The organism is Bradyrhizobium cytisi, assembly GCF_008123515.1.
Taxonomy (GTDB): Bacteria; Pseudomonadota; Alphaproteobacteria; order Rhizobiales; family Xanthobacteraceae; genus Bradyrhizobium; species Bradyrhizobium cytisi.
Genome location: NZ_VSSR01000027.1, coordinates 61,643 through 80,061, shown reverse-complemented (window position 1 = coordinate 80,061; position 18,419 = coordinate 61,643). Strand labels below are relative to the sequence as shown.

At 64.7% G+C, this 18,419-nt stretch carries 15 protein-coding genes; 12 read left to right on the top strand and 3 right to left on the bottom strand.

The window, feature by feature from the left end; all coding sequences use genetic code 11:
* Positions 1-102: 102 nt before the first annotated feature.
* From FXB38_RS18100 to FXB38_RS18085, 4 genes are all read left to right on the top strand, one after another.
* Positions 103-765, top strand: a complete 663-nt coding sequence (locus tag FXB38_RS18100) for a protein-L-isoaspartate O-methyltransferase family protein (protein WP_148752281.1) — start codon at positions 103-105, stop codon at positions 763-765.
* Between the two features lie 205 nt (positions 766-970).
* A complete protein-coding gene (locus FXB38_RS18095; protein WP_148752347.1) occupies positions 971-2,356 on the top strand; it encodes a TolC family outer membrane protein in 1,386 nt (461 codons plus the stop codon).
* Positions 2,357-2,659: 303 nt separating this feature from the next.
* Positions 2,660-3,439 (top strand): PopZ family protein, encoded by a 780-nt coding sequence (locus tag FXB38_RS18090; RefSeq protein WP_187434960.1) that lies wholly within the window; start codon positions 2,660-2,662, stop codon positions 3,437-3,439.
* Between the two features lie 128 nt (positions 3,440-3,567).
* Positions 3,568-6,444: a valine--tRNA ligase gene (locus FXB38_RS18085; RefSeq protein WP_148752277.1), complete on the top strand. Its 2,877-nt coding sequence runs from the start codon at positions 3,568-3,570 to the stop codon at positions 6,442-6,444.
* 2 nt (positions 6,445-6,446) lie between these two features.
* Here the strand turns inward: FXB38_RS18085 and FXB38_RS18080 are convergent, their stop codons facing one another.
* On the bottom strand, positions 6,447-7,049 hold the full coding sequence (locus FXB38_RS18080; RefSeq protein WP_148752276.1) for a DNA-3-methyladenine glycosylase: 603 nt from the start codon (positions 7,047-7,049) through the stop codon (positions 6,447-6,449).
* Positions 7,050-7,179: 130 nt separating this feature from the next.
* On the opposite strand from FXB38_RS18080, the gene lipA reads away from it, so the two are divergent.
* The 4 genes from lipA (at position 7,180) to FXB38_RS18060 (ending at position 9,963) form a co-directional block, all read left to right on the top strand.
* Positions 7,180-8,136: a lipoyl synthase gene (lipA, locus tag FXB38_RS18075; protein WP_148752274.1), complete on the top strand. Its 957-nt coding sequence runs from the start codon at positions 7,180-7,182 to the stop codon at positions 8,134-8,136.
* Between the two features lie 6 nt (positions 8,137-8,142).
* On the top strand, positions 8,143-8,625 hold the full coding sequence (locus FXB38_RS18070; protein ID WP_148752272.1) for a type II toxin-antitoxin system RatA family toxin: 483 nt from the start codon (positions 8,143-8,145) through the stop codon (positions 8,623-8,625).
* A gap of 217 nt (positions 8,626-8,842) precedes the next feature.
* The gene (locus tag FXB38_RS18065; RefSeq protein WP_148752270.1) at positions 8,843-9,037 is read left to right on the top strand and encodes a hypothetical protein; all 195 of its coding nucleotides are present in this window, start codon (positions 8,843-8,845) and stop codon (positions 9,035-9,037) included.
* A gap of 149 nt (positions 9,038-9,186) precedes the next feature.
* Positions 9,187-9,963, top strand: coding sequence for a mechanosensitive ion channel family protein (locus FXB38_RS18060; protein ID WP_148752268.1), 777 nt, complete (start codon positions 9,187-9,189; stop codon positions 9,961-9,963).
* An 8-nt stretch (positions 9,964-9,971) separates the two neighbouring features.
* Here FXB38_RS18060 and FXB38_RS18055 read toward each other — a convergent pair whose 3' ends face one another.
* Both FXB38_RS18055 and FXB38_RS18050 read right to left on the bottom strand, forming a co-directional pair.
* On the bottom strand, positions 9,972-10,583 hold the full coding sequence (locus FXB38_RS18055) for a CinA family protein (protein WP_148752266.1): 612 nt from the start codon (positions 10,581-10,583) through the stop codon (positions 9,972-9,974).
* Between the two features lie 3 nt (positions 10,584-10,586).
* A complete protein-coding gene (locus FXB38_RS18050; RefSeq protein WP_148752265.1) occupies positions 10,587-11,783 on the bottom strand; it encodes a bifunctional 2-C-methyl-D-erythritol 4-phosphate cytidylyltransferase/2-C-methyl-D-erythritol 2,4-cyclodiphosphate synthase in 1,197 nt (398 codons plus the stop codon).
* A 284-nt stretch (positions 11,784-12,067) separates the two neighbouring features.
* Here FXB38_RS18050 and dusB point away from each other — a divergent pair, with 284 nt between their 5' ends.
* From dusB to FXB38_RS18030, 4 genes are all read left to right on the top strand, one after another.
* Positions 12,068-13,069, top strand: a complete 1,002-nt coding sequence (gene dusB, locus FXB38_RS18045; RefSeq protein WP_148752263.1) for a tRNA dihydrouridine synthase DusB — start codon at positions 12,068-12,070, stop codon at positions 13,067-13,069.
* On the top strand, positions 13,066-14,241 hold the full coding sequence (locus tag FXB38_RS18040; RefSeq protein ID WP_148752261.1) for a two-component system sensor histidine kinase NtrB: 1,176 nt from the start codon (positions 13,066-13,068) through the stop codon (positions 14,239-14,241). The genes dusB and FXB38_RS18040 overlap by 4 nt, the downstream gene beginning before the upstream one ends.
* Before the next feature lie 9 nt (positions 14,242-14,250).
* Complete coding sequence (gene ntrC, locus FXB38_RS18035) at positions 14,251-15,693, top strand: nitrogen regulation protein NR(I) (RefSeq protein ID WP_148752259.1); 1,443 nt, start codon at positions 14,251-14,253, stop codon at positions 15,691-15,693.
* A gap of 391 nt (positions 15,694-16,084) precedes the next feature.
* Positions 16,085-18,418 (top strand): sensor histidine kinase NtrY-like, encoded by a 2,334-nt coding sequence (locus FXB38_RS18030; protein WP_187434959.1) that lies wholly within the window; start codon positions 16,085-16,087, stop codon positions 18,416-18,418.
* Position 18,419 lies beyond the last annotated feature (1 nt).

Sequence of the window (18,419 nt, the reverse complement as noted above, 5' to 3'; positions counted from 1 at the left end):
TTGGTTCACCGGCCAACGGACGTGTTGCGTTTTCGCGGAGCCTGCTCCAAATATGCCGCCAAGTTTCGTCCGCGGCTATTGTCCGCCTTGCAGGGTCCGCAAATGTCCGGTTTCTCGACCGCGCGCCTAAAAATGGTCGATGGCCAGGTGCGCACCAATGACGTCACCGATCGCGGCATTCTCGATGCCATGCTCACGGTTCCCCGCGAGGCCTTTGTGCCGGCGAACCGGCAGGCGCTGGCCTATCTCGACCTCGATCTCGATGTGAGCGAGGGCGGCGCCAAGCGCTTCCTGATCAAGCCGCAGCTGATCGGCAAGCTGCTCCAGGCCGCCGAGATCGGCGAAAGCGACAACGTGCTGGTCGTCGGCTGCGCCACCGGCTACCTCGCCGCGCTGGCCGCCAAGCTTGCGCGCCAGGTCACGGCAACGGAGAGCGATTCGGCTCTGGCTGCGAAAGCCAAGGACGCCTTCGCCGGGCTCGGGCTCACCAACGTGACCTCCAAGGTCGCCGCCTGTGCCGAGGGCGATCCGGCTGCCGCGCCCTATGACGTGATCATCCTCAACGGCGCGACCGAAGTGACGCCGGACGGGCTGTTCGGCCAGCTCAGGGAAGGGGGACGCCTGGTGGGGGTCTCGGCCGAATCCCGGCCATCACGGGCCATGATCGTGACCCGTACCCACGGCGAATTCGGCCATCGGTCGCTGTTCGACGCCGCCGCCCCGGTGCTTCCGGGGCTGGAACGGGCCGCCGCCTTCGTCTTCTGACGGCCGAAACCCCGTTAAAATCCCGTTCTGAATCAGAAGTGTGGCCGGGATGCTGCACGTGAAGAGTTTCCACCGAGAACTACCCGGAGGTAGTTCCGTTGCGCTCAGTCGCGTCCTATGTTGCCCCGGGGCAACGACTCCACTTGGATACGGTAACCAGGCTCGCGGGCACGAGCCTGACGTGAGAATGAACGGATTTTCAAGGATGCATGGGGTGAAGTTCTTCACCGGAGCAGCGGTTTCGGTCCTCCTGACGGCGCTCGCCGGGCCGACGCCTGCATTGGCGGATACGATCGAGGCCGCGCTGGTGCGCGCCTATCAGAACAATCCGCAGCTCAACGCACAGCGCGCTCAGGTGCGCTCGACCGACGAAGGTGTGCCGCAGGCCTTGTCGGGCTATCGCCCCAAGGTCAATGTGACCCTCGGCACCGGGTATCAATATCAGGATACCCAGCAAGCGCAGAAGGGAGCGACATTCAATGGCGTCCTCCAGTCCAACAGTGCGAGCCTGACCGTTAATCAGACGCTCTACAACGGCAATCAGACTGCCAACAGGACGCGCGCGGCGGAGAGCCAGGTCTCGGGGTCCCGCGAGGCGTTGCGTGTGCTCGAGCAGACGGTCCTGCTGCAGGCTGCCACGAGCTACATGGACTACCTGCGTGACGCGGCAACTCTCGAAGTTCAGCGCAGCAACGTGCGCGTGCTCGAGCAGACGCTCAAGCAAACGCGAGATCGCTTCAACGTCGGCGAGGTCACGCGCACAGACGTGGCGCAATCCGAAGCGCAGCTGGCTGCCGGCAAGACTCAAGCGCTGACCGCCGAATCGAATCTCACGACGACGCGCGCGACTTTCCGCCGGATCATCGGAAACGAGCCGACCAACCTTGCCCCCGGCTCGCCGGTCGATCGCTTCCTGCCCGGGACGATCGCCTCTGCGGTCAGTCTCAGCCTGGTGGAGAATCCCAACGTCACGGCGTCGATGTACGGCATCGACGTCAACTATCTTCAGGTTAAGATCAACGAAGGCGCACTGCTGCCGACGGTCACGGTTCAAGCTGGCGTGAGTACGGCCTACCAGCAGACCCTCCAGGTTTTCCGAACGAATACCGCGTCCGCCATCGCGACTGCTTCGGTGCCGATCTTTCAAGGCGGCGCTGAATATGCGCTGATCCGCCAATCGAAAGAGAACTTGGCGCAGCAGCGCCTGAATCTTGAAACCACCCGCGACCAGACCCGCGCGAACGTCGTGCAGGCCTGGGGCCAGTTGGAAGCCGGCAAGGCGCAAGTGCAGTCCGCGCAGGCGCAGGTCACGGCTTCCGAGATCGCGCTGAACGGCGTCCGCGAAGAGGCCAAGGCCGGCCAGCGCACCACGCTCGACGTGCTCAACGCACAGCAGGCCCTGGTGAACGCACGCGTTGCACTCGTCACGGCCCAGCATGACCGCGTGGTGGCGTCCTATTCGGTGCTCAACGCGGTTGGCCGCCTTGCACCGCAGGTGCTCGGACTCAACACCACGGTCTACGATCCGAGCGTGCACTACCAGCAGGTCCGCGATAGCTGGGTCGGCGTGCGTACGCCCGACGGACGCTAAGACCCGTAGTCCTCCGGTCGGCCTCGCAAACTGCCATGGCCGATCGGTGCTTTGCTTGCAATCACCAAAATCCCTGACATAGCCTTGCCAAGAAGCTGCGGGTCGATTCGCCCCGCATCCAATGTTGCATGCGTAATGCTTGAGTGACGGGGCTGGGGCGCGCCGCCTCACGTTGAGCCGTGATCTGGGGACAAGTCTGGCTGTCGCGGCGAAAATGTCGGGGCGCACATCCGGAACCGGCCAATCCTGTCGTGCTTGGTGTAAAACAACGCATGCGAGGGCGTTGATGATGTGGAGTCGGAGATGACGCAGCCTGCAAAGGTCACAGAACCCTCCATGGAGGAGATTCTGGCCTCGATCCGGCGCATCATTGCCGATGATGAGGCCAAGCCGCCGCCCGCAGAGGCTGCAAAGCCCGCGCCGGCACCCGCCACGCCCGCACCAAAGCCCCAGGCGATGGCCGACATTCCACCATCCAAGGTCGCGCCTGCAAAACCTGCCGCTGAAAAGCCCGCGCCACCGCCGGCCGCGAAGCCCGCGCCGGCGCCGCCCCCTGCGCCAGCAGCGGATGTCGGCCCCAACAACCAGGACGACATCGACGCACTGCTGGCGGGCCTCGACGAAGCCACGCCTGCGCCTGAGGTGCGGGTCCCCGAACCCGAGCCTGAGCCCGAACCCGACGTGCTCGAGCTGACCGACGAGATGGCGATGGACCCGGAGCCGACGCCCGCGCCACCGCCGCCGAGCTTCCACAGGGTCGAGCCGCGCGACGATCTCGAATTCGCCGAAGCGCCGCCGCCCCGTCCGACATCGCCGCCGCCATCCTATGCATCGGTCGACTTCGATGCGCCGCCACTGCCGCCGCAGCAGCCGATCCTGGCCCAGTCGACCGTCTCGGCGGTCGAATCCGCCTTCAATTCCCTGGCCCACACGGTGCTCAGCAGCAATGCGCGGACGCTGGAGGATCTGGTCAAGGAGATGCTGCGTCCGATGCTGAAATCCTGGCTCGACGACAATCTGCCGGGCCTCGTCGAACGCATCGTGAAGGCCGAAATCGAGCGGGTCTCTCGCGGCGGCCGCTGAAGTAGGCCGCTCGACCCCGATAAAACCCTGCTCCTGTGTCATAATCGACCTGCCGGTCGGGCCGGAAAGCCCTTTTGCCGCTGAGCTTTCCGTTGACTTGAACCCCGCGCGCGGCTTTCTAGCGCCCCATGATCGAGAAAAACTACCAGCCCGCCGATATTGAAGCCCGCATGTCCGTCGTGTGGGAGGACAGCCTTGCGTTCAAGGCCGGTCGCCCCGACCGCCGCGACGCCGTGCCCTTTACCATCGTGATCCCGCCGCCGAACGTGACGGGCTCGCTGCACATGGGCCACGCCCTCAACAACACGCTGCAGGACATCCTGTGCCGGTTCGAGCGGATGCGGGGCCGCGACGTGCTGTGGCAGCCCGGTACCGACCATGCCGGTATCGCCACCCAGATGGTGGTGGAGCGCCAGCTGATGGAGCGCCAGCAGCCCGGCCGTCGCGAGATGGGCCGTGAGAAGTTTCTGGAGCGGGTCTGGCAATGGAAAGCCGAGAGCGGCGACACCATCATCAACCAGCTCAAGCGCCTCGGCGCCTCCTGCGACTGGTCGCGCGAGCGCTTCACCATGGACGAGGGCCTGTCGAAGGCGGTCGTCAAGGTGTTCGTCGAGCTGCACCGCGACGGCCTGATCTACAAGGACAAGCGGCTGGTGAACTGGGACACCAAGCTCTTGACCGCGATCTCCGACCTCGAAGTGCAACAGACCGAGGTCAGGGGCAACCTCTGGTATCTGCGCTATCCGATCGAAGGCAAAACCTTCAATCCCGAGGATCCCACGACCTTTATCGTGGTCGCCACGACGCGCCCGGAGACCATGCTCGGCGATACCGGCGTGGCTGTGCATCCGGAGGATGAGCGCTACCAGAAGCTGGTTGGCAAGAACGTCATCCTGCCGCTGGTCGGCCGCAAGATTAAGATCGTCGCCGACGAATATTCCGATCCGGAAAAGGGCTCGGGCGCGGTCAAGGTGACGCCGGCGCACGACTTCAACGATTTCGAGGTCGGCAATCGCCACGGCCTGCGCCGCATCAGCGTGCTCGACAAGGAAGGCTTCCTCGATCTCCTCGACAACGAGGATTATCTGAAGGGCCTGCCTGAAGGCGCCTCGCAATTCGCCGAGGAGTTCAACAAGGTCGACCGCTTCGCTGCGCGCAAGCGCATCGTCGAGCGGCTGGAATCGTTCGGCTTCGTCGAACGGATCGAGCCGCACACCCACATGGTGCCGCATGGCGACCGCTCTAACAGCGTGATCGAGCCGTATCTCACCGATCAGTGGTATGTCGACGCCAAGACACTCGCAAAACCCGCGATCGCGGCGGTGCGTTCGGGCGAGACGTCGTTCGTGCCGAAGAACTGGGAAAAGACCTATTTCGAGTGGATGGAGAACATCCAGCCCTGGTGCATCTCGCGCCAGCTTTGGTGGGGCCATCAGATCCCGGCCTGGTACGGGCCGGACGGCAGGGTCTTCGTCGCCCAGACCGAGGAGGAGGCCGTCAGCCACGCGCTCGGCTATTACGTCGAGCAGGAAGTCATCACGGCCGAGCAGGGCCGCGAGATGGCGCTCGACCGCAACAAGCGCGAAGGCTTCATCACCCGCGACGAGGACGTGCTCGACACCTGGTTCTCCTCGGCGCTGTGGCCGTTCTCGACGCTCGGCTGGCCCGAAGACGCGCCCGAGGTGAAGCGCTACTACCCGACCAACGTGCTGGTCACGGGCTGGGACATCATCTTCTTCTGGGTCGCGCGCATGATGATGATGGGCCTTCACTTCATGAAGGAGGCGCCGTTCTCGACCGTCTATATTCATCGCCTCGTTCGCGACGAGAAGGGCGCGAAGATGTCGAAGTCGAAAGGCAACGTCATCGACCCGCTCAACCTCATCGACGAGTACGGCGCCGATGCTCTCCGCTTTGCGTTGGCGCGAGAGGCGGCCCACACGCATGACATCAAGCTTTCGTCGCAGCTTGTCGAAATCAATCGCAATTTTGCGACCAAGCTCTGGAACGCATGTCGCTTCGCGGAGATGAACGATTGCGTCTTGCCGGAAGGCTTTGAGCCGGCGAAGGCGAATGAACCGCTGAATCGCTGGATCGCACACGAGACTGCACAGGCCACTCGCGAGGTTACAGAGGCGCTTGAAGCTCATAGCTTCAACGAAGCTGCGAGTGCAATGTACCGGTTCGTCTTGAATGTCTATTGCGACTGGTATGTCGAGCTCGCAAAGCCTGCGCTGCTCGGCGCCGACGGCCCGCTGAGGGTCGAGACCCGCGCCATGGTTGCCTGGGCGCGCGACGAGATCTTGAAGCTGCTGCATCCCTTCATGCCCTTCATCACCGAAGAGCTTTGGGAGGTGACGGCCAAGCGCGACGGCCTGCTCGCGCTGGCGCCATGGCCGCTGAAGCCGTCCGGTCCGACGCCGGAGCAGCTTGCGATGCTTGCGGCTGCGGCCGGTCCGACCGATCCGCTGATCTCACCGGCATTGGTGATGCCGATCTTCGACCATGCCGACTTCGCCGATCCGAAGGCTGAAGCCGAAATCGGTTGGGTGATCGACCTCGTCACGCAGATCCGCTCGGTGCGCGCCGAGATGAACATCCCGCCGGCGACGCTGACGGCGCTTGTGCTCGTGGGTGCCTCAACCGAGACCAGGGAACGTGCACCGCGCTGGATCGACGTCATCAAGCGCATGGCGCGGCTCTCCGACATCTCCTTTGCCGACCGCGCGCCCGATGGTGCAGTTCAGCTCCTCGTCCGGGGCGAGGTGGCCGCGTTGCCGCTGAAGGGCGTGATCGACGTCGCCGCCGAGAGCACGCGTCTCGACAAGGAGATCGGCAAGGCCGACGCCGACATCAAGCGCGCCGAGTCGAAGCTCGCGAACGAGAAATTCGTCGCCAACGCTGCCGAAGAGGTCGTCGAGGAGGAGCGCGAAAAGCGCGAGGCGGCGCTGGCCCGCAAGGCCAAGCTGCTCGAAGCGCTCGAGCGGCTGAAGCAGGCGTCGTAAGCTTATTTCGGAAACGGCTTGCTGAGGAATTTCGAACCCCTGACGCCATAGCGCCAGGGCAGCTCGACGGCCTTGGTGATGCCGATGCGGATGCCGGTCGCGACCTCGACATCCTCTGTCCGCGCATGCAGCGCGATCGGCGGCCGGTCCAGCGGCAGTGTGTTGTGCGCGATGGTGATCCCAAGCGCTTCGGTGAGCTTGCCCGGGCCCGAGCACAGCGCGTGCAGATCCTGGAGGTGGCGGCGGCGGCGCATCGCGGCGAGGCCATGCGTCGGCTCCAGCGCGCGGATCAGCACGGCGGCGGCCGAACCTTCCGCCTCGCAGACGAAGTTGACGCACCAGTGGATGCCGTAGGAACGGTAGATATAGGCAAAGCCGGGCGGGCCGAACATGATCCGGTTCCGCGGCGTCGGGCCGTTGTAGGAGTGCGCCGCCGGCTCGGTATGATGATAGGCCTCGACCTCGACGATGATCCCGCCGACGCCATCGACCAGCATGGTCGCACCGATCAAATCGGGCGCGACCTCGCGGACATTGCGGTCGAAAAAGCCGCGCTTCAGGGCTTTGCCAAGCCGCGGTGTGGAAGTCTTCGAGGTTGGAGCCATTCGACGTGAGAATCGCCAGAGAACAGAGCAGGATATTGCCCATATCTGCCATGTTCCCTGAAGCAGGGCGAGCCGGGTTGCAGCAGGCAACCAGACCGACTAGGTAGGACCTGAACAGACCGGACACCCCATGGTCGTTATTGTCGATACCATCACGAACCCGTTGCGCCCGCGCCACCCCGAAAAGGTGAACCGCCCCGATTCCGCTTCGCCGCCGAAGCCGGACTGGATCCGCGTGCGCGCCCCTAATACCCGCGGCTATGCCGACACGCGCAACATCGTGCGCGCCAATGGCCTGCACACGGTGTGCGAGGAGGCGGGCTGCCCGAATATCGGCGAGTGCTGGGACAAGAAGCACGCGACCTTCATGATCATGGGTGACACCTGCACCCGTGCCTGCGCCTTCTGCAACGTCAAGACCGGCATGCCAAATGCGCTGGATGCGGCCGAGCCGCAGAACGTCGCCGAGGCCGTCGCCAAGCTGGGACTCGCCCACGTCGTCATCACCTCGGTCGACCGCGACGATCTCGCCGATGGCGGCGCCGAGCATTTTGCACAGACTATCCGTGCGATCCGGGCCGCGTGCCCCTCGACCACGATCGAGATCCTGACGCCCGATTTTCTTCGCAAGGAAGGCGCGCTTGACATCGTCGTCGCGGCCAAGCCCGACGTCTTCAACCACAATCTCGAGACCGTGCCGTCGCGCTATCTCAGCGTGCGGCCCGGTGCGCGCTATTTCCATTCGATCCGGTTGTTGCAGCGGGTCAAGGAGCTCGATCCCGCGATCTTCACCAAGTCCGGCATCATGGTGGGCCTCGGCGAGGAGCGCCACGAGGTGCAGCAGGTGATGGACGACCTGCGCTCCGCCGACGTCGACTTCCTCACCATCGGGCAGTACCTCCAGCCGACGCGCAAGCATCACGCCGTGATGCGCTACGTGCCGCCGGACGAGTTCAATTCTTACGAAAAGGTGGCTTACACCAAGGGCTTCCTTATGGTGTCGGCGAGCCCGCTCACCCGTTCGTCGCATCATGCCGGCGAGGACTTTGCGAGACTGAAGGCTGCGCGGGCCGCAACGGCTCGCTGAACCGCTATGCCCAAATTTTCGAGCAAGCGCCGTGTCAATCACAGCGCATCCAAGATGTTTGATCTGGTCGCCGACGTCGAGCGCTACCCGGAATTCGTGCCGTTGTGCAGCGCGCTGAAGATCCGTCAGCGCATGGCGAAACCCGACGGCACCGAGGTGCTCGTCGCCGACATGACGGTGTCGTTCAAGCTGGTCAAGGAATCCTTCACCAGCCGCGTGACGCTCGATCGCGCCAATCTGAAAATCCTGGTCGAATATCTGCAAGGTCCGTTCAGCAATCTCGAGAACCGCTGGACGTTCGAGCCCAAAAGCCAGCAGGAGGGCCATGACGTTTGCGATGTAGGCTTCTTCCTCGCCTATGAATTCAAGAGCCGCATGCTGGCCATGCTGATGGGCTCGATGTTCGACGCTGCGTTTGCGCGCTTCTCGGCCGCGTTCGAGAAGCGGGCCGATGCGATCTACGGCCGGCCGAAGCTGGCGTCGTCCTGATCAATCCACCGCCTTCACCACATCCGGCGGCTGCGAGGCGTAATAGGCCACTCACGCCTCGATGAGCGACGGTGACAAGTGCAGTTTGTGCCAAAACGCTGGGGAGTGACGGAACACCCCTTGCCGTGGACGGCACATCTGGACCGGCTGCTTTTCGTGAGGAGGACAATTACAGTCCGAGTCGGGCGCAGGGCTTGTGTAGCGGGACCCAGGAGACATGGCGCGCTGGAAGCAATCGTGGAGCGACGACGACCTCAATCGGCTCAGGAAACTTGCAGGGACCAAGCCAATCACGATGATCGCGAAGGAGCTCGGTCGGACCACGGGAACTGTGCTCGCGAAGGCGATCGAGCAAAACCTTCCCGTCATCCATCGGATCGAGCGAACCTCGCAAGGATCGGACCTGCCTTGAATGTCGTATTCCCGCCGATAGATACCGGGGAATTCAGGTCGACCTCACCTATGCGATCCGGCAACGGGCGTCTGACGGTCGGTCGGGCTCGAAAGGGATCGTTCTCCGCAACTGCGAGTTCTCAACCGAATGTTCCGGTTGGAGATATCATGACCATCAATTTCGACACGCTGAAAGCCTCGCTTGTCCTGTATGGGCTCAACGCGATCTACGCGATCCTACTGCTTGCAATCGGCTGGTACCTGTCCGGCGCCATGCAGCGCGTCGTCACGCGCATGCTCGCCGTCGGCCATCGCGTCGATCCGCTCGTCACTCTGTTCGTGTCCAGTGTCACGCGCTACGGCGTGCTGGCGGTGGTCGGCATCGCCGTGCTCCAGTTGTTTGGCATCCAGACCGCAAGCCTCGTTGCGGTGTTGGGCGCGACGTCCCTCGCAATCGGTCTGGCGCTACAAGGCACCCTGTCCAATCTCGCGGCCGGCGTGATGCTGCTGCTGTTCCGGCCCTTCCACATCGGCGATGACGTCGAGGTCGGCGGCAAGGCCGGCAAGGTGAGATCGCTGTCGCTGTTCATGACCGAGCTGGTCGCGGCCGACAACACGCAGATTCTGTTGCCGAACGGGCAGGTGTGGGGCGCGGCGATCATCAATCACAGCGCCTATCCCGGCACGGGCGAGGTCAAGGTGACGTTTCCGGTCCGGGCAGGTTCAGCCAATACGCTCGCCGACCAGATCTTGAAGGAGTTGCGCGACGATCCCCGCGTCGACGCGCGGACCGAGCCGTCCGTCAACGTGTCCAAGGTGATCGCCGCCGATCCGGCCGCGCCTGTCGTGGAATTGACGGTGAGTGCGAAGGTGAAGCCGTCGGATACCGATGCGGTCAAGCAGCGTGTGCTGGACCACGCCAGCGCGCTGCTGGCGGCGGCGTAGCGCGTGCATCAGCCCCGCGGCGACCGCGGTGGCCGGCGCTTCACCACATGCCGGCGTGGCGAGCGGGTGACGCGGGGACGCAGTCTCGTTGCGGCGGCGGTGCGGCGCGGCTTGGCCGCGGCCTGCGGGCCGCGGGCGAGTTCCATCAGCATGCGCAGCGCCTCGACCACGGAGCGCTGGCGCACGGCGGTGCGGCCGATCGCGCCAAAACGCTGCTCGCGATGGATGATGCGGCCGTCGCGCGCAGCAGCGGCAAAATGGACGAGGCCGACCGGCTTGCCGGGCGTGGCCCCCCCGGGGCCGGCAGTGCCGGTGATGGCCACCGCAAGATCGACGCCAGCACGCTCCAGCGCGCCGACCGCCATCGCGGTCGCGGTCTCCTTGCTGACGGCACCGAAATTGGCGAGCGTGCTGGCCTCGACCCCGAGCATCGCGCGCTTGGCGTCGTTGGAATAGGTGACGAAGCCGCGATCGATGACGTCAGACGAGCCGGGGATGTCGGTCAGGGCGCCGGCAACAAGACCGCCGGTGCAGGACTCGGCGGTCGCGATCGTCAGCTTGCGCATCCGGCACAAATCGAGCAGCGAGCGGGAGAGGGCGCGTGCGTCGCTGCCGCCCATGGCCTAGACGCTCCAGATCTTCTCGTTAAACGGCAGGCGAATGGTGGCGCTCGCGGTGGCCGCGATGCCTTCCTCGCGGCCGGTGAAGCCGAGCCGCTCGCTGGTCGTCGCCTTCACCGCGACGCGGGAGATGTCGACGCCGGAGATCTCGGCGATGCGCGCGCGCATGGTGTCGCGTAAGGGACCGATCTTCGGCCGCTCGCAGATCATGGTGACTTCGAGATTGGCGACGCGGCCGCCGCGCGCCGTGACGCGCTCGATGGCGTATTTCAGAAACCGGTCGGAGGAGGCGCCCTTCCACTTGGCATCGCTCGGCGGGAAGTGCGAGCCGATGTCGCCGTCGGCCAATGCACCGAGGATCGCATCGACCAGCGCATGCAGGCCAACATCGCCGTCGGAATGGGCGAGGAAACCCTTGGTGTGCGGCACGCGCACGCCGCAGAGCATGAGATGGTCGCCGTCGCCGAAGGCGTGCACGTCATAGCCCGTGCCGGTCCTGATGTCGCCGAGCAGGCTGGCCAGGCGCGCTTCCTCGCGCACGAAATCCTCGGGAGTGGTGAGCTTCATGTTGGCAACATCGCCTTCAAAGGTCGCAACCGTCAATCCCGCCCATTCGGCGATCGCGGCATCATCGGTGAAATCGCCTCGTCCGTCCTTTGCCGCGCGACGATGCGCCTCGAGGATGACGTCGAAACGAAAGGATTGCGGCGTCTGCGCGATTCGTAGACTTGCCCGATCGGGTGTGTCCTCGACATTGCCGTCCGCGCTGGTGATCTTGATGGTGTCGGTGACGGGAACGACGGGGATCGCCGCGCCCGTCCGGCTTGCCGCTTCGATCGCCCGCGAGATCACGCCGGCCGAGACGAAGGGACGCGCGGCGTCGTGGATCAGGACGATGTCGGGCTTGTGCCTGGCGAGCGCTTCGAGACCGGCGAGCACCGAGGCCTGACGCGTCGCGCCACCATTGGTCGGCGCCTCGTGCTGCAGCCCTGCGACCGTTGCCGTGAACATGGCGCTGTCGTCGGGGTTCACCACCGGTTGCACGGCGAACACGTCGGCGTGGGTGCTGAAGGCTTCCATGGCGCGGTAGATCACGGGCACGCCGCCGATCTCACGATATTGCTTCGGGCCGCCCGCGCCTGCGCGCAGGCCACGACCGGCCGCGACAAGAACGACTGCGGTGCGCTGTGATTTCGCCATAGGACTCAAATATTCGACTGTTTAAGGAGAGGCGCCGCGCATGGGGTGATTGCCGGCATGCCTCTAGCACGGCAGGCCCGCAAAAAAAGGGGGTTTCCCCGGATTGTGGGATTCAGCATTTTGCTGCACTGCACTTGAAAGATTTGCAGAACTGTCTAAACTGTAGGCATGGCGCTTGACTGCACAAGAATTGTGCGCAAGATAGGCCATGGCAGGCGCGATGAGGCCCCTGTCCACTCAATGAGACCGCTGTGACCGGCCCGGCAAGATCAGGCTCTAAGCCGTTGAAAATAGGCGATATTGAAATCGCTACCCCGGTCTTCCTGGCACCGATGTCGGGAGTGACGGATTCACCCGTCCGCCGGCTGGCCGCCGAGCTTGGGGCGGGTCTGGTCATCTCCGAAATGACGGCCAGCGATGAGCTCGCTAACGGTCACCGCATGTCGCGGTTGCGCTGCGAAGCGGCCGGGATCGGGCCGCATGTGGTCCAGCTCGCCGGCTGCGAGGCGCATTGGATGGCGGAAGGCGCCCGGATCGCCGAGGCCGAGGGCGCCGACATCATCGACATCAACATGGGCTGTCCCGCCCGCCACGTCACCGGCGGCCAGTCAGGCTCGGCCCTGATGCGCGACCTCGATCATGCCGTCAGCCTGATCGAGGCCACGATTGCCGCTGTGAAGGTTCCAGTGACACTGAAGATGCGGCTCGGCTGGGACGACCGCACCCGCAACGCGCCGGACCTCGCGCGTCGCGCGGAGGCCGCCGGCATCAAGCTCGTCACCGTGCATGGCCGCACCCGCTGCCAGTTCTACAAGGGCGAGGCCGATTGGGATGCGATCCGCGCGGTGCGAGACGCCATTTCCATTCCGCTCGTCGTCAACGGCGACATCACCACGTTCGAGAAGGCGCTCGCGGCGCTCGAAGCTTCCGGCGCCGATGCCGTGATGATCGGCCGCGGCGCACAGGGCCAGCCCTGGCTGCCCGGCGAGATCGGCCGGCGCCTGAACGGCGGAGCGGCGGAAGCCACGCCGTCGCTCGCAACGCAGCTGCATTATGTCCGCACGCTCTATGAGGGCGTCTGCGCGCTCTATGGCCTGCGCGTGGGCCTGAAGCACGCGCGAAAACATCTCGGCTGGGCGCTTGATGTCGCGGCCGGTGCGAGCGGCGCGCCGGTCGAGACGCTGAAGGCCTGGCGCCGGAACATCCTCACGTCTGAGGATCCGGGCCTCGTCCACCGCTCACTTCAGGATGCCTTCGACGATTTCGCATGGAGCGCCGCTGCATGAGCTCAGCTGCTGACCATCGCCGGCCGCTTCTGTCCGAGAGCGACGCGATCCTGGATGCCTTGCCCAATCCCGTGCTGATGATCGGACCGGACGGCAAGATCGTCGCAGCCAATATTGCGACCGAAGCGTTCTTCGATATCTCGACGCAGTTCTTGAAGCGGCAGTCGCTGAAAGAGCTGGTGCCGTTCGGCAGTCCCTTGCTGGCGCTGATCGACCAGGTGCGCTCGTCGAACTCGCCGGTCAATGAATACAAGGTCGATCTTGGCACACCGCGCATGGGCGGCGACCGCCAGGTCGATCTGCATGTCGCGCCGCTCACCGAACGGCCCGGCCACATCGTGGTGATGCTTCAGGAGCGCTCCATCGCCGACAAGATGGACCGGCAGCTCACCCATCGCAGCGCCGCCCGTTCGGTGATTGCGCTGGCCGCCATGCTGGCACACGAGATCAAGAACCCGCTCTCCGGCATCCGCGGCGCGGCACAGCTGCTGGAGCAGCAGGCCTCGTCCGAAGACCGCATGCTGACCCGCCTGATTTGCGACGAAGCCGACCGCATCGTGACGCTGGTCGACCGCATGGAGGTATTTGGCGACGAGCGGCCCGTGGTGCGCGGCCCCGTCAACATCCATTCGGTGCTCGACCACGTGAAGCGGCTGGCGCAGTCGGGCTTTGCTCGCAACATCCGCTTCATCGAGGATTACGATCCGTCGCTACCGCCGGTGCTGGCCAACCAGGACCAGCTGATCCAGGTGTTCCTCAATCTGGTGAAAAATGCCGCCGAAGCGCTGATCGACGTCCCCGACGCCGAGATCCAGCTCACCACCGCGTTCCGGCCCGGCGTGCGCCTGTCGGTCCCCGGTCAAAAATCCCGGGTATCCCTGCCGCTTGAATTCTGCGTGAGGGATAATGGACCAGGCGTGCCGGACGATCTTCTGCCCAATCTGTTCGATCCCTTCGTGACCACCAAGCAGACCGGCTCTGGCCTCGGTCTCGCGCTGGTCGCCAAGATCATTGGCGATCACGGGGGCATCATCGAATGCGAGTCTCAGCCGCGCAAGACCACCTTTCGCGTGCTGATGCCGATGTATTCCACATCGGTGAAACATCCCGATCACAGCAGTCGCGACGGCTCTGCCGGGAAGTCGTCGTCTGCATCACAGGGGGCAAAATGAGGATTAACGATGCCCGCAGGTAGCATTCTCGTAGCTGATGACGACACCGCCATCCGCACGGTTCTCAACCAGGCGCTTTCCCGGGCCGGGTATGAAGTCAGGCTGACCGGCAATGCCGCGACGCTGTGGCGCTGGGTCAGCCAGGGAGAGGGCGATCTCGTCATCACCGACGTGGTGATGCCGGACGAAAACGCCTTCGACCTGCTGCCACGGATCAAGAAGATGCGGCCAAATTTGCCGGTCATCGTCATGAGCGCGCAAAACACCTTCATGACGGCGATTCGCGCCTCCGAGCGCGGCGCCTATGAATATCTGCCAAAGCCCTTCGACCTGAAGGAGCTGATCGCCATCGTCGGCCGTGCACTAGCCGAGCCGAAGGAGCGGGTCGCGACGCCTGACGACGACGCCGAGATGGAGGCGATCCCGCTGGTCGGCCGCTCGCCGGCGATGCAGGAAATCTACCGCGTGCTCGCGCGGCTCATGCAGACCGACCTCACCGTGATGATCACGGGCGAGTCCGGCACCGGCAAGGAGCTGGTGGCGCGCGCGCTGCACGATTACGGCAAGCGCCGCAACGGCCCGTTCGTTGCGGTCAACATGGCGGCTATCCCGCGCGACCTCATCGAGTCCGAATTGTTCGGCCATGAGCGCGGCGCCTTCACCGGCGCCAACACCAGAGCGTCGGGCCGCTTCGAGCAGGCCGAGGGCGGCACGCTGTTCCTCGACGAAATCGGCGACATGCCGATGGAGGCGCAGACCCGCCTGCTGCGCGTGCTGCAGCAGGGCGAATACACCACGGTCGGCGGCCGTACGCCGATCAAGACGGACGTGCGCATCGTCGCGGCCTCCAACAAGGATCTGCGCGTCCTGATCCAGCAGGGTCTGTTCCGCGAGGATCTTTTCTTCCGCCTCAACGTCGTGCCGCTGCGGCTGCCGCCCTTGCGCGAACGTATCGAGGACCTGCCCGATCTGATCCGTCACTTCTTCGCGCTGGCCGAGAAGGACGGCCTGCCGCCGAAGAAGCTCGATTCGCTGGCGCTGGAGCGGCTGAAGCAGCATCGCTGGCCCGGCAACGTGCGCGAGCTCGAAAACCTCGCCCGGCGCCTCGCTGCGCTCTATCCGCAGGACGTGATCACGGCCTCCGTCATCGACGGCGAGCTCGCGCCGCCCTCGGTCAGCCCAGGTGCTGCGGTCCAGCAGGGCGTCGACAATCTTGGCGGTGCGGTGGAGGCCTATCTCTCGTCGCACTTCCAGGGCTTCCCGAACGGCGTGCCGCCGCCGGGCCTCTATCACCGCATCCTCAAGGAGATCGAGGTGCCGCTGCTCACTGCCGCGCTGGCCGCCACCCGCGGCAACCAGATCCGCGCCGCCGATCTGCTCGGCCTCAACCGCAACACGCTGCGGAAGAAGATCCGGGATCTCGATATCCAGGTGTATCGGAGCGGGGGCTAATTTCGGAACGGCGGCTCAGCTCCCCCTGCCAAAGGTGAGCTGAGCCTGTCCGCATCATCGGGCTGAAATGTTCCGCCGGATCTGACCAGGCGCGCCACGACCGGCTGCGTATTGGCATCTCCGCCGTCTGGTCCTGCCTGCTGGGGCCATTGACCAAGAGGTCAGTGGCCACGATCAGCAGCAGCATCGCCGTCACCGTGATCACGAGAAAAATCCTGTCCATGCCGGGTCAAGCCGGGATGGCCTGATTCTGTTCCGGCCGCCACCCCTGTGGATGCGCTCGTCCGTAGCGGCGCGGACGCCGTGGAATTGTCACAATTCGGCAACAATGTGGTACGAATACATCAGTACCCGCCCATCGCGGACCCGTTTTCAGCACCCCATTGCCGGAATGACCAGCGCAGACACCTCGGCCGCATCCTTTGACACGGCCCCAGCGGAAGAGCCCCGGCGTTGGTCGGTGCGGCGCTGGCTGGTGCCGTTTGCGGTGGCGCTGGCGCTGTTGTCGGGCCTCCTGACCTTCCTGGTCCTCACCGGCCTCACCAGGATCGATCCGACGCCGGAGGTGGTCCGCTCGTTCTACCTGATCAATGCGGGCACGATCCTGCTGCTGGTCGGCATCATCGTGCGCGAGCTCTGGCAGCTGATCCTGGCGCGGCGGCGGGGCAGGGCGGCGGCGCGCCTGCATGTCCAGATCGTCAGCCTGTTCTCGATCGTCGCGGTGCTGCCGGCGGTGCTTGTTTCCGTCGTCGCCAACGTCACGCTCGAACGCGGTCTCGACCGGCTGTTCTCGGGGCCGACCAAGGAAGTCATCCAGAACTCGCTGGATATCGCACGGGCCTACATGCAGGACCATGCGCAATTGATCCGCGGCGACATCATCGGCATGGCCAATGACATCGCCCATGCAAGGCCACTCTACGACCAGGATCGCCGGTCGTTCCGCGAGCTGCTGACCGCCAGCGCCGGCTCCCGCAACCTGCCGGGCGCGATGATCATCGACAAGAACACCAATATCCTGGAGTCCGCTGACACCGGCATGCGACTGGCCTATTCGCCCCCGGCGCCGGACTTCCTCAGCAACGTCAACGAATCCGAGCCCGAGATCGCGGTGTTGCCAGATGCGAGCTACGTCGCGGCAGTGATCCGCCTGCGCGCCTTCAGCGACACCTTCCTGTACGTGGCACGGCCACTCGATCCGAAGGTCGTCAGTCAGCTCAAGCAGACCGAGATCAGCGTCGCCGAATACGCCCAGATCGAGTCGCGCCGGCTCGGCATTCAGGTGGCGTTTGCGCTGATGTTTGCGGTGATCGCGCTGACCATCCTGATGGCCTCTGTGCTGATCGGCCTGAACTTCGCCAACTCGTTGGTGGCGCCGATCCGGCGGCTGATGAACGCGGCCCACACCGTCTCGACCGGCGACCTCCATGTGAAGGTGCCCGTGCATCAATCGGAAGGCGATCTCGCCCAGCTCGGCGAGACCTTCAACAAGATGACGCAGGAATTGCGCAGCCAGCGCGACGAGCTCGTCAACGCCAGCGACCTCATCGACAGCCGCCGCCGCTTCATCGAGGCGGTGCTGTCCTCTGCAAGCGCCGGCATCATCGGCGTCGACACCTCGGGCAGCGTCGGCATCCTCAACCGCTCCGCCGAGAAGCTGATCGGGCATTCCGAGGCCGAGACGCTCGGTCATCCGCTCTCCGACGTGCTGCCCGAGCTCGACGAGATGATGAAGACGTCGCGGGAAGGGACCCAGCGCCTGGTGCAGGGCCAGATCACGATCACGCGCGACGGCACCGAGCGAAATCTTTCAGTGCGCGTCAGCGCCGAGAAGAACCAGCCGCACGACAGCTACATCATCACGCTCGACGACATCACCGAGCTGGTGTCGGCGCAGCGCACCTCGGCCTGGGGCGATGTCGCGCGCCGCATCGCCCACGAGATCAAGAACCCGCTGACGCCGATCCAGCTCTCCGCCGAGCGCATCCGCCGCAAATTCGGCAAGGACATTACCGAGGCCAAGGACAAGCAGATCTTCGAGCAGTGCACCGACACCATCGTGCGCCAGGTCGACGATATCAGGCGCATGGTCGACGAGTTCTCGCGCTTTGCGCGGATGCCGAAGTCCGTGATGGAAGGCGAGGACGTCGCCGACACCGTGCGGCAGGCGGTGTTCCTGATGAAGGTTGCCCATCCCGAGATCGAGATTGAGGCCGAGTTCAGGGACGATCCGCTGCGCGCCCAGTTCGACCGGCGGCTGATCTCGCAGGCGGTCACCAACATCATCAAGAACGCCACCGAGGCGATCGAGCAGGTCCCGGCGGAGGAGCTCGGCAAAGGCCGTATCGACGTCGTGGTGTCGCGCGAGGACGAGGACGTGCTGATCGACGTCGTCGACAACGGCATCGGCCTGCCCAAGGTCGCGCGTTCGCGGCTGCTCGAGCCCTATGTGACGACGCGCGCCAAGGGCACCGGCCTTGGCCTCGCCATCGTCGGCCGCGTGCTGGAAGACCATGGCGGCCGCATCGAGCTGAAGGACGCCTCCGACTTCCGCGAAGGCCAGCGCGGCGCCTGGATGCGGATGCGCTTTGCGATCTCCGGCGAGGCCAAGAAGGCCGAGGGAGCCGAGCAGGCGCAGGAAACAAAAGAGCCGGCGGGCGAAACCAAAGAGCCCGCTGAAAAGACCAATGATTCAACGAAAATCGAAGCCTCATCAGGCATCTGAC

Excerpts from the sequence above, each read along its gene's own strand:
- FXB38_RS18100 (WP_148752281.1), top strand. The coding sequence starts at position 103 with ATGTCCGGTTTCTCGACCGCGCGCCTAAAAATGGTCGATGGCCAGGTG.
- FXB38_RS18095 (WP_148752347.1), top strand. The coding sequence starts at position 971 with ATGCATGGGGTGAAGTTCTTCACCGGAGCAGCGGTTTCGGTCCTCCTG.
- FXB38_RS18090 (WP_187434960.1), top strand. The coding sequence starts at position 2,660 with ATGACGCAGCCTGCAAAGGTCACAGAACCCTCCATGGAGGAGATTCTG.
- FXB38_RS18085 (WP_148752277.1), top strand. The coding sequence starts at position 3,568 with ATGATCGAGAAAAACTACCAGCCCGCCGATATTGAAGCCCGCATGTCC.
- FXB38_RS18080 (WP_148752276.1), bottom strand. The coding sequence starts at position 7,049 with ATGGCTCCAACCTCGAAGACTTCCACACCGCGGCTTGGCAAAGCCCTG.
- lipA (WP_148752274.1), top strand. The coding sequence starts at position 7,180 with ATGGTCGTTATTGTCGATACCATCACGAACCCGTTGCGCCCGCGCCAC.
- FXB38_RS18070 (WP_148752272.1), top strand. The coding sequence starts at position 8,143 with ATGCCCAAATTTTCGAGCAAGCGCCGTGTCAATCACAGCGCATCCAAG.
- FXB38_RS18065 (WP_148752270.1), top strand. The coding sequence starts at position 8,843 with ATGGCGCGCTGGAAGCAATCGTGGAGCGACGACGACCTCAATCGGCTC.
- FXB38_RS18060 (WP_148752268.1), top strand. The coding sequence starts at position 9,187 with ATGACCATCAATTTCGACACGCTGAAAGCCTCGCTTGTCCTGTATGGG.
- FXB38_RS18055 (WP_148752266.1), bottom strand. The coding sequence starts at position 10,583 with ATGGGCGGCAGCGACGCACGCGCCCTCTCCCGCTCGCTGCTCGATTTG.
- FXB38_RS18050 (WP_148752265.1), bottom strand. The coding sequence starts at position 11,783 with ATGGCGAAATCACAGCGCACCGCAGTCGTTCTTGTCGCGGCCGGTCGT.
- FXB38_RS18040 (WP_148752261.1), top strand. The coding sequence starts at position 13,066 with ATGAGCTCAGCTGCTGACCATCGCCGGCCGCTTCTGTCCGAGAGCGAC.
- ntrC (WP_148752259.1), top strand. The coding sequence starts at position 14,251 with ATGCCCGCAGGTAGCATTCTCGTAGCTGATGACGACACCGCCATCCGC.
- FXB38_RS18030 (WP_187434959.1), top strand. The coding sequence starts at position 16,085 with ATGACCAGCGCAGACACCTCGGCCGCATCCTTTGACACGGCCCCAGCG.